Genomic DNA, 7,916 nt, shown 5'->3' with positions numbered 1-7,916 from the left:
GGAGACGACCACCAACAGGTCGTAGTCCGAGAAATAGCGATGGATCGGGTCCTCCACCCAATCCCCGCGGGCGTAACTGCCGAAGAGCACCAGCCAGTCGAGGGGAACGGTCGAGCAGAGCACCTCCTTGATGCGTTCAAGCTGATACCGCTTCGCCTCCGGGAGGTGATCGAGGGTGTTGGTGAGGCAGCGAGGGGCCTTGTCGGGGGGATCGGAAGGGACAGTGGTCATGGCGTGGAGAACGAAGCCGCTATGTTGTTTTGCACAGTATTGAGGGGTTGCCGAGCGCTTTCAAGGCTGGAAGGTCAAAAAGCGCTCAACCTCGGTTTTTCCCATCTCACGGGGGTGACGAGTACCGGAAAAGCGGATGATGAAACGTATCCAGTAGACGTATGCCTGCTCGGTACGATAGCTGTAATGCAACGTCTTGATTCGCTCCCGTATCTGCTGAAGCAGCCGCGGAGGGCGCGGAGAGGGGTGGGCATCATTCATGATCCTCTACCTTTCGCGAACGACTGCTGTTCATATTAACAGTATCTGTGTTTCTTGCAAGGGCATATTTTTGGGGAAACCGATAACATCGTGAAATAGTTGAGAATATGGGTGATAATTCGCGGAAAAAGGAGAGGAATATGCGACGAATAAGCCATCGTGACGTTATAGGCGACATTTCAGTTGCAATTCTCGGGGCGGGTATTTCACGAGACGATGGGGTAGCCCATTGTTGAGAAGACGAAATTTTGATGTGGCCGAATCAGCGCTATGGGCGATGAATGGCAGATGGGCCGCCGAATAGTAGTTGCTGCCGACGCTACAGTTTTTTCTTACAAAGCGTGTCGATATATGCCGATACAAAGAACGAGAAAAACCTGCTATAAACGGAGCGGAGCAAGCGAACCGCACAACGAGTTGGTGCGGTTCGCTTGCTCCGCTTCGTTTACAAGGAAATTCTCATTCTTCTCCTCGACATCTACGACACGCGGTAGTCAACTGAGATAGCGCGGAACAACTACTCGCCCGAACTGACGTCTCCTACGTCGGCGCAGTTCAGCTCAAACGTTAGCCTCTAAATAGAGCATGGAAACCAAGTATACATTTATCGCAAATGCCAGCCACGATGAAAAGAACAAAATTACAGGCATTGGCATGGCGCTACATCAAGCAGACAAACCCAAAAGAAATGGTGTTCTCATAGAAGAAATCAAAGAAGCATACGATGGCATCCCAAACAAAATCATAGAGTTGTTTGCTATTTATCGTGCTCTGGAAATCGCAAGAGAAAGAAACTATCAAATTGTTAGAGTCCGTTCAGATTACAACCTAATAAGAACCAAGCTTAAGGAAGGCTATGAGCAACATATCGGATTTGAAAGAGAAGATCTCCATGGAGAAATATTGAGAATGACTTCTGATTTTAAGTTGATACAGTTCTCATACAAGCCTAGAAGAAAAAACCAAATGGCTCGTCAGCTAGCAAGGGAGGCAAGGACACTCAATTCTCCAATTAGAAGAACTGATCTTGATTCCATATTTGCAGTTTATGAACAATAGGCTATCAATGCAAATTGAGAGAGATGCGTCGCTGTCACCCAGCGTCCCTCATTTGCGTCGTTAAGACTCAAACGAATCGTAGTGCCCACCAATCGCAAAAACGTAGATACAGGTATCGTCGAATTTATATACAAGCCTGTCTTTCTGGCTAAGCCGCCTCGACCAAAACCCCGTGAGATTGTGGCGCAGGGCTTCCGGCTTCCCCAGCCCCGTACGAGGATCGCCACGCAGCATCTCCTTCAATATCGCTCGAAGGTTCTTGTGCATCCGTGGGTCGCGCTGTCGCAAATCCTCGGACGCCTCCCAGGACCGCCCCTCAAAGACCAACGATCTCATCCAACTGCTCTTGCGAGGGTGTATACCCGGTGCCGGCGGCGTGGGTCGCGCTGGATTCCGCGATCTGGTGCATGAGGCTTCTGTTTTGCAGGACGTACAGGGTTTCCTGATCGCGCTCCCAGTCTTCAGCGCTCATCACAACGAAGTCCGCCCCGTTGCGGCGGGTAACCCGCAACGGAATATGCTGATTAACCACCTGTTCCACAAAGCCTTTCAACCCATCGCGAAACTTGTTGACGCTCGTGCTTTCCATCGACGGCCCCTCATCACGTACGGTAGTACCGTACATTCTAGGCAGGAAGCACCAACGAGACAAATTCAGCCGACCCGAAACGCTACGCGCCCGGTTATATCCTGAACTTCTGAATCTCTTCGTCGAGAACGTGGCTGAGACGCCGCAGTTTCTCGCCCTCCCTCGCCGTATCCTCGGAGCCCTTGGCCGTCTCCGCGGCGACGTAGCTGATCGTGGCGATATTGCGGTTCATCTCCTCGGCGACTCCGCTCTGCTGCTCCACCGCGCCGGCGATCTGCACCGTCATGTCGGTGATGGAGGTGACCGCCGCGATGATGCTGTCCAGCGAGGCGCCCGCGCGGGAGGCCTCTTCGACGCTCTCGGTCACCGCCTCCTGCCCTTCCCGCATCACCGCCACCGCCTGTTCGGCGCCGCTCTGGACGCGCTCGATGATCTGCTGGATCTCCGCGGTGGAGACTTGGGTGCGTTGGGCGAGGTTGCGGACTTCGTCAGCGACCACCGCGAAGCCGCGCCCCTGCTCGCCGGCGCGGGCCGCTTCGATGGCGGCGTTGAGGGCCAGCAAGTTGGTCTGCTCGGCGATGCCCTTGATGACGTCGATGACGGTGCCGATGCTGACCGTGTGCTGCTCCAGTTCGTGCATCACGTTGGCCGCCCGTTCCACCTTGCCGGCCATCGAGCCGATGGAGTCGACCGTCCGCCCGACCACCGCCTTGCCGGCAACCGCCTGGGCGCTCGCTTCGTTGGCGTGGTCGGCGGCGCGGGAGGCGTTGCCCGCTACCGTGGCGACCGTCGCCGACATCTCGTTCATGGCGGTGGCGACGATCTCGGTCTCGGCCTGTTGGCGTTTGACGCCCTGCCCGGTCTGCTCGGTGACGGCGGCCATCTGTTCGGCGGAGGCGGTCAGGTCGGTCGCCGTGTCGGTCAGTTTCACGATGACATTGCGGAAACGCGCGCCCATCTCGTTGAACGTGCTGCCGAGCACGCCCAGTTCATCGTCGCCGACGCTCTCGATGTGGGCGGTGAGATCGCCGCCACCGAGGCGGCGCGCGGCCACCACCACCCGCGACAAGGGCTTGGTGATGATCGCCCGGACCAGCAGGATCACGCTGAGGATGGCGACCACGGTACTGCCGGTGAACATGACCACCGAGCTGACGATGGAGGTGTGCAGGGCGTCGCCCTGCGCCCGCTTCATCTTCTGCAGGTGGGCCTCCTTCTTCGCGTCGATCTCCGCCAGCTGTTCGTCGGCCCGCTGGAAGCCGTAGCCGACGATCACCTGGCCGAGTTCGATCTCTTCGTGGACGATCTTCCTCTTCAACAGGGTCTCCACGACGGTACGGTCGCCCGCTACGGCGAGCGGCTTGCCGTCGTTGTTGAGAAAGGCGACGTAGGTGATGTCCGGGTCTTCCATCGCCATGGACGCGTATTGCGCCAACAGGGAGAGATCGAATTCGGCGATCGGCTGGGGCGCGATCGCCGCCAGCAGCTTGCCGAGCTGGCGCGCGTTGAACTCGACCGACGCCCGGGTCCGCCCGGTCTGCGCCTCGGTGATCTGCGCGACCACCTCGACCGATGACTCTAGGGTGTCGTTCAGCGCGTTGCGTTCGAGCATCACGATGACGTAGGCGGAGATCGCGGTGAGCAGAGCGAGTACCAGGGCGAGGGTCGCGGTGATCTTGAAGGAGACGCTGCGGCCGCCGAATCGGTTCGGCCCGGAGGGCAATTCATTGGTGTGCATGGCGGTTGACTCGCAATAAGGCGACGTGGGAATTACGTGTGGCGATCGATCGCCGGCACCGCGATTCCCTGTAGGAGCGGCCCTTAGGCCGCGATCACGACGGAGTGAGGTGCCTCGATTTGGCAGGTGGTAGGAGCGGACAGGGCGCCTTCGCGGCCTGGGGGCCGCTCCTACCTTCGAGGGTTGCCGCAACAGCAACCGGGGTTCAGTTGTACGGGGCGATATGCAGTGCCTTCAGCGCCGCCTTGAGGCCGTCCAGTGACACCGGCTCGACGAAGCCCACGATGTGCGCCCGTTGCGCGGCCGGCATGTCGGCCTTGAGCTTGAACAGGGCGGCCTTGACCGCATCGGTGTCGGTCGCGCCGGGCAGGGCCGCAAAGCCCCACTCGGGATACAGTGCGGTGGTGTGCAGCAGGGGGAATCCGTCGTCGCTGCGGCGGTCGACGATCTCGAAGTCGTCCAGCTTGATCTTCCCTTCCCGCTGCATGCTCTCCAGCAGTCCGGTGCGCACGAAGGCGGCGTCGAACAGGCCGTTGTTCACCGCCAGCACCAGATCGTCCTGCTTCTTGGCCTCGCGGAGCGCGGCGAAGTCGGCGCGCGGATCGATGCCCTGTTGCAGCAGGTGGTAGGCCTGGAAGATGTAGGCGCCCGCGGCGACGTTGATCTTCAGCGACACCACCTTTTTGCCGCGAAGGTCTACCGCGCGGCGGATGCCGCTGCCCTTCTTGGCGATGATGACGCCCGCCAGGCGGGGCCCGGCCGGGGTGTCGAGGGTCGCCAGGACGGTGGCGCCGAGCTTCTCCTCCACATAGACGGTGTCCGGCGAGTGGGAGAAGAGGTAGTCGACCGCGTGGCCGTCGACCGCTTCGATGACGCGGGGTGACGTCAGCGGCACGAGGGTGACCGGCTTGCCCAGTTCGGTGCTCAGATAGTGGCCGAACTCCTGCCACCGCCCGACGGCCTTCAGTTTGCCGCGGGGGGCCAGGACGCCGATCTTGATCTCCCGGGGGTAGGCGGCGGGGGTGAAACCGAGCACGAACACGAGCACGGCGATTAGCCCGAGAACTTTCTTCGACATGGGATTGCTCCTTCAATATCAATGTTGTTTGCAGCGGTGAATCGACTTCGCGGGATAGGTGCGCGCCCACGCCGCCAAGCGAACGAAAAAACGGGGAGTATTTCTATTGCGGCGCCTCAGCCCTCCAACCACTCCCGCAACGGTTTCGGCTTGCCGATGAACCAGCCCTGGCCGTAGTCGATGAAGCGCCGCGCCTGGGCGAAGTCACCGACCGCGGAGGTCTCGGTGATCTCCAGCTCCAGCCGCTCCCACGGGAAGTCGAAGCACTCGACCATCCCTCTCACCTCGGCGTGGAATTCGGGGTCGTTGAGGGTACCGCCGGCGAGGTTGATATGGACGAAACCGAGGCGTTGCAGGTGCTGCGGATGGCGTTGGCGACCAGCGCCTCGTCGCCGAGCCGCCGGGTCTGTTCGCAGTCGGGGTGGTAGCGGTGCAGTTTGTTGCGGCCCGCCGATTTGGCGGCGTAGAAGGCGCGGTCGGCGACCCGCACCAGCTCCTCCGGGGAATTAGAGCGCCTGGAGCCGGTCGAGGGGTTTGATGTGCAGGGCGCCGCCCGCCTCCTCGAAATTGCCCGCGGCGGGAATGTTGATGGCGGTGGGGCGACCCGCCCGTCCACTGTACGGTCGGCATAGGTAAGCGCCACTGGAAAGTTGACGGCGCCTACCACATGGGCGGTGGCGTAGTCCGCCGGCGGGCGGGCGTCGATGATCACCCGCCCCGGCCCCCCTTTGCCGGCCGCCAACTCATCGGCGGAGACGCGCAACTCTTCGGCGGAGGCCGCGCCCGCAAGGAGCAGCAGTCCGCACAATAGGACCGCCACCTTCAACCCCTTCTTCCGATTTCCCGTCATTCCGCCCATCGATTCGTCTCCCCGTGTGTCGCTCTCAATGGGGTAAACAACCTCAATGCCGGTTTATTCCCTCGAAATTTCACAGCGGAAATATTTTTCGCGGCATGGAATAAATCGGTCCGCCAGGTGTTCGCCCGGTTGCACACCCGCGTGCGACCCTTTTTCAATCAGGAGAAGACCGTGAGACGAATCCACTACCTGGCCACCCTCGCCACCTGCTGCGCGCTGGCCTCCGCCGCCGCCTTCGCCAACCACCCCCCGGGAGACGCCAAGGCGAGCGTGCAACCCGCATCCAACGGGATCGAATTTCCGGCCGACTATCGCGACTGGCGGGTGATCTCGGTCTCGCACCGCACCGACCACCACTCGATGCGCGCCATCCTCGGCAACGACGTCGCCATCGAGGCAGCCCGCCGCGGCGAGACCAATCCGTGGCCCGACGGTACGATACTGGGCAAGGTGGTGTGGAAGGAGGGCGTGGAGAAGGATTGGGCCGCGGCCATCGCCCCGCAAGAATTCATTCACGCCGAGTTCATGCACAAGGACGCGAAGAGGTGGGCCGCCACCGGCGGCTGGGGCTATGCGCGCTGGGTCGGCGATGGGCTGAAGCCCTACGGCAAAGATGCGAGCTTTGCCGGGGAGTGCGTCGCCTGCCACACCCCGGTGAAGGGGCGCGACTGGGTCTACACCACTCCGGCCGTGATGCCGACCAATCCGGCGCACTAAGGAGGCCCACCATGGAACTGCAGGACCGCGTCGTCGAGCATATCCCGCGTCTGCGGCGGTATGCCCGCGCGTTGCTGCGGGGCGATTCCCTCGCCGCGGACGATCTGGTTCAGGACTGCCTGGAGCGCGCCCTGAGCCGGATGCATCACTGGCGCCGGGGCAGCGACCTGCGCGCCTGGTTGTTCACGATCATGCACAATGTCTACGTCAACCAGGTGCGGCGGTCGGTCGATGGGCCGCAGTTCATCGAGCTCGCGGAGGACGACCCGCCCGCCGCGACGGCAGCGGGCGTCGAGTCCGGCGTCGCGCTCGATGAGCTGCAGAACGCCCTCGGTGGCCTCTCGCCCGATCAGCGTGAGATCCTCCTGCTGGTGACCCTGGAGGGGCTGCGCTACCAGGAGGTGGCGACCATTCTCGGCATCCCCGAGGGAACGGTGATGTCCCGTCTGTCACGCGCCCGCCAGCAGCTGCGCAAGGCGCTGGCCCGCGACACGGCTCCTTCGCTGCGGAGGATAAAATGACCTATCGCACCCCGGTGACCGAGGCCGACCTGCACGCCTACGTCGATGGAGAACTCTCGGCGGAGCGGCGCCATGAGGTCGAGGCCCACCTGCGCACCCACCCCGAGGTGGCCCGCGAGGTGGAGCAGTACCAACGTATGAACGAGTCGCTACAGCAGCTCTACGATCCCGTGTTGAAGGAGCCGATCCCGGCGCGGCTCCTACCCCATACCGCGCGCCCACCGCGCCCACCGCGCCGGCGGCTGCTGGCGGCGGCAGCCGCGGTCGCCTGGATGACCGTCGGCGGCCTGATCGGCTGGAACCTGCAACCCGCCACCGAGGTGCGATTGGCCAAGGCGCCGGTGGCCTCCGATCCGGTGCGCCCCAATCTGGTTCTGCCGGCCGCCTTCGCGCACACCGTCTACACCACCGACATCCGCCACCCGGTGGAGGTCACCGCGAAGGATGAGGCACACTTGGTGGCGTGGCTCTCGAAACGGCTGCACACCGACATCCGCGCCCCCAGCCTGGCGACCCTCGGCTACCACCTGGTGGGCGGACGGTTGCTCCCTTCCACCGACCGCATGGCGGCGCAGTTCATGTACGAGCGCGAGGACGGCCTGCGCACCACGCTCTACGTGCGCCGGGGCGCCTGGGAGAACGAGGCCACGTCCTTCCGCTTCGAGCGCGACGACGCCCTCGGCGTCTTCTACTGGATCGACGGCCCCCTCGGCTACGCCCTCATCGGCGACCTCGAACGCGGCGAGCTGCTGGCGCTCGCCGAGGCGATCTACGCGCAGCTGCGCTGACAATGGCGAAGCGGGAACGGGCGAAGGGTGTGCCGAGGAACGAGGCGCACCGCCTCCCGGCCGGTGCACTTCCTT

General features: G+C 62.4%; 12 protein-coding genes. 4 read left to right on the top strand and 8 right to left on the bottom strand.

Annotated features, from left to right (window positions below; translation table 11 throughout):
• Together ACYQ2W_RS24640 and ACYQ2W_RS24635 are read right to left on the bottom strand one after the other, a co-directional pair.
• Positions 1 to 231: nucleotidyltransferase domain-containing protein (locus ACYQ2W_RS24640; protein WP_459873390.1), on the bottom strand; the 231-nt coding region annotated here is incomplete at its 3' end.
• Between the two features lie 60 nt (positions 232 to 291).
• On the bottom strand, positions 292 to 492 hold the full coding sequence (locus tag ACYQ2W_RS24635; RefSeq protein WP_459873388.1) for a phage integrase N-terminal SAM-like domain-containing protein: 201 nt from the start codon (positions 490 to 492) through the stop codon (positions 292 to 294).
• 585 nt (positions 493 to 1,077) lie between these two features.
• Between ACYQ2W_RS24635 and ACYQ2W_RS24630 the strand changes: the two genes are divergently transcribed.
• Positions 1,078 to 1,551 carry a reverse transcriptase-like protein gene (locus tag ACYQ2W_RS24630; RefSeq protein WP_459873386.1) on the top strand — a complete coding sequence of 158 codons (474 nt, stop codon included), beginning with the start codon at positions 1,078 to 1,080 and terminating at the stop codon, positions 1,549 to 1,551.
• Positions 1,552 to 1,611: 60 nt separating this feature from the next.
• Here ACYQ2W_RS24630 and ACYQ2W_RS24625 read toward each other — a convergent pair whose 3' ends face one another.
• The 6 genes from ACYQ2W_RS24625 to ACYQ2W_RS24600 all read right to left on the bottom strand — a co-directional run bounded on the left by ACYQ2W_RS24625 (position 1,612) and on the right by ACYQ2W_RS24600 (position 5,806).
• The gene (locus ACYQ2W_RS24625; protein WP_459873384.1) at positions 1,612 to 1,887 is read right to left on the bottom strand and encodes a Txe/YoeB family addiction module toxin; all 276 of its coding nucleotides are present in this window, start codon (positions 1,885 to 1,887) and stop codon (positions 1,612 to 1,614) included.
• The gene (locus ACYQ2W_RS24620) at positions 1,868 to 2,140 is read right to left on the bottom strand and encodes a type II toxin-antitoxin system Phd/YefM family antitoxin (protein WP_459873382.1); all 273 of its coding nucleotides are present in this window, start codon (positions 2,138 to 2,140) and stop codon (positions 1,868 to 1,870) included. The genes ACYQ2W_RS24625 and ACYQ2W_RS24620 overlap by 20 nt, the downstream gene beginning before the upstream one ends.
• 94 nt (positions 2,141 to 2,234) lie before the next feature.
• The gene (locus tag ACYQ2W_RS24615; protein WP_459873379.1) at positions 2,235 to 3,878 is read right to left on the bottom strand and encodes a methyl-accepting chemotaxis protein; all 1,644 of its coding nucleotides are present in this window, start codon (positions 3,876 to 3,878) and stop codon (positions 2,235 to 2,237) included.
• A 205-nt stretch (positions 3,879 to 4,083) separates the two neighbouring features.
• Positions 4,084 to 4,956 (bottom strand): phosphate/phosphite/phosphonate ABC transporter substrate-binding protein, encoded by an 873-nt coding sequence (locus ACYQ2W_RS24610; RefSeq protein WP_459873377.1) that lies wholly within the window; start codon positions 4,954 to 4,956, stop codon positions 4,084 to 4,086.
• Between the two features lie 116 nt (positions 4,957 to 5,072).
• Complete coding sequence (locus tag ACYQ2W_RS24605; protein ID WP_459873375.1) at positions 5,073 to 5,231, bottom strand: hypothetical protein; 159 nt, start codon at positions 5,229 to 5,231, stop codon at positions 5,073 to 5,075.
• Positions 5,232 to 5,236: 5 nt separating this feature from the next.
• The gene (locus tag ACYQ2W_RS24600) at positions 5,237 to 5,806 is read right to left on the bottom strand and encodes a rhodanese-like domain-containing protein (protein WP_459873373.1); all 570 of its coding nucleotides are present in this window, start codon (positions 5,804 to 5,806) and stop codon (positions 5,237 to 5,239) included.
• A gap of 180 nt (positions 5,807 to 5,986) precedes the next feature.
• On the opposite strand from ACYQ2W_RS24600, the gene ACYQ2W_RS24595 reads away from it, so the two are divergent.
• Genes ACYQ2W_RS24595 through ACYQ2W_RS24585 form a run of 3 tightly spaced genes read left to right on the top strand, consistent with a single transcriptional unit; the run spans position 5,987 to position 7,841 of the window.
• Entirely contained in the window at positions 5,987 to 6,532 is a 546-nt protein-coding gene (locus ACYQ2W_RS24595) for a cytochrome P460 family protein (protein ID WP_459873370.1), read from the top strand.
• Between the two features lie 11 nt (positions 6,533 to 6,543).
• Entirely contained in the window at positions 6,544 to 7,053 is a 510-nt protein-coding gene (locus ACYQ2W_RS24590; protein WP_459873368.1) for a sigma-70 family RNA polymerase sigma factor, read from the top strand.
• Positions 7,050 to 7,841 carry an anti-sigma factor family protein gene (locus ACYQ2W_RS24585; RefSeq protein WP_459873366.1) on the top strand — a complete coding sequence of 264 codons (792 nt, stop codon included), beginning with the start codon at positions 7,050 to 7,052 and terminating at the stop codon, positions 7,839 to 7,841. Before ACYQ2W_RS24590 ends, ACYQ2W_RS24585 begins: the two co-directional genes overlap by 4 nt.
• The last annotated feature ends 75 nt before the right edge of the window (positions 7,842 to 7,916 follow it).

The sequence above is a fragment of the Endothiovibrio diazotrophicus genome, from assembly GCF_054657215.1.
This window is presented reverse-complemented; position numbering and strand designations above follow the sequence as displayed.